Origin of the sequence: Leptolyngbya sp. FACHB-36 (assembly GCF_014695955.1) — a bacterium.
Lineage (GTDB): Bacteria > Cyanobacteriota > Cyanobacteriia > Leptolyngbyales > Leptolyngbyaceae > FACHB-36.
This window is the reverse complement of sequence record NZ_JACJPG010000001.1, coordinates 1-1758: the sequence shown is the minus strand read 5'-3', so window position 1 is coordinate 1758 and position 1758 is coordinate 1. Positions and strand designations below refer to the sequence as shown.

At 57.6% G+C, this 1758-nt stretch carries 1 protein-coding gene and 1 pseudogene; both read left to right on the top strand.

All coding sequences use genetic code 11. The features are described from left to right. Nucleotides 1–1216, top strand: a 1216-nt coding sequence (locus tag H6F43_RS00010) for a sedoheptulose 7-phosphate cyclase (RefSeq protein ID WP_190339997.1), incomplete at its 5' end; no start/stop codon positions are given. Further along, nucleotides 1213–1758, top strand: a pseudogene (locus tag H6F43_RS00005) (SAM-dependent methyltransferase); the annotation flags it as partial. The gene H6F43_RS00010 and the pseudogene H6F43_RS00005, both read left to right, overlap by 4 nt.

Below are 1758 nucleotides of genomic sequence, written 5' to 3'. Positions count from 1 at the left end.
TGAGGCAACTGAGACTGCCTTTCACGTGGAAGGTTACGAAAAAATCGAGTTTGGACTGGAGTTTGTTGATGGCTTGTTTAACATCAACAATTCAGCGCTGGCATCGCAATATACAGCCTTTGGGCGCTGTTTGGCCGTGGTGGACCACACCGTTAATCGCCTGTATGGATTGCAGCTTCAGGAATACTTTCAGCACTACGGCATCGATTTGACAATTTTTGCCATCACGATCGAAGAACCCGCCAAAACGATAACAACCTTTTCGGCGATCGTCGATGCCTTTGCCAGTTTTGGTTTGGTGCGGAAGGAACCAGTGCTCGTTGTCGGCGGTGGGCTGGTGCTGGATGTGGCGGGGTTTGCCTGCGCCGCATATCGTCGCAGCACAAACTTTATTCGCGTGCCCACAACGCTGATCGGCTTGGTGGATGCAGGCGTGGCAATCAAAGTTGCGGTCAACCACAGCAAGCTGAAGAACCGATTGGGTGCGTATCATCCGCCTAAGCACGTGTTTCTGGATTTCTCGTTTTTGCGGACGCTGCCCACGGACCAAGTCCGCAACGGCATGGCGGAACTGGTCAAGATTGCTGTGGTATCCAACGCGCAGGTGTTTGACTGGCTGGATCAATACGGCGAAGAACTGCTGCACACGCACTTTGGCTATTTGGGCGGCAGCGACGAACTGCGCGATGTGGCGTACAAGGTGAACTACGAGTCGATCAAAACCATGCTGGAGCTTGAAACGCCGAACCTGCATGAGTTGATGCTCGATCGCGTCATCGCCTACGGGCACACGTGGAGTCCGACGCTGGAATTGGCTCCTTCGGTGCCTTTGCTGCACGGTCACGCGGTGAACATTGACATGGCGCTGTCTGCCACGATCGCAGCGGCGCGGGGCTACATCTCGACGCAAGAGCGCGATCGCATTCTCGGTCTGATGAGCCGGTTGGGACTAACGCTGGATCATCCGCTGCTAGACAGCGATTTGGCGTGGCGAGCCACCCACTCGATCATCCAGACGCGGGATGGCTTGCTGCGAGCAGCAATGCCTCGACCGATCGGCGAGTGCTTCTTTGTCAACGACCTGAGCCGCGAAGAACTGGACGGGGCGCTGATCGAGCACAAGCGTCTGTGCGCGGACTACCCACGGGCAGGCGCAGGCATCGACGCCTATGTGGGCAGCACGGCGCAATCGCTGGTTGGGAGTTCAGTCTCATGACAGGCGTGATTCATCCGTCAACGGCGGCAGAACCCGCGCGTCCTGTGACGCCGTTGGGCATTGCGGTCCAGCATCTTGACGCAGCGGTAGCAGCCCTAAAGGACGCGCCGATCGACGTTGCTGAGAACGTTCAAACTGCCTTTCAGCTAACCGCTGGTTTGGACCCGTATCTAGAAGCGTGTACGACGCCGGAATCGGCAGCGCTGGCGGAGATCGCGCAAAAAACCAGCCAGGAGCCGTGGAGCCAGCGATTTTCGGATGGGGAAACGGTGCGGCAGCTAGAGCAGGAAATGCTGTCGGGGCACGTGGAAGGACAGACGCTGAAGCTGTTTGTGCATATGACTCGCGCCCGTCGCATTCTGGACATTGGCATGTTCACGGGCTATTCGGCGTTGGCAATGGCTGAGGCGCTGCCTGCTGACGGCACGATCGTCGCCTGTGAGGTCGATGCCTACGTCGCCGAGTTTGCTCAGCAGCTATTTCAGCAATCTCCTCACGGCGACAAGATCCGCGTGGAGTTGGGTCCGGCACTAGAGACGCTC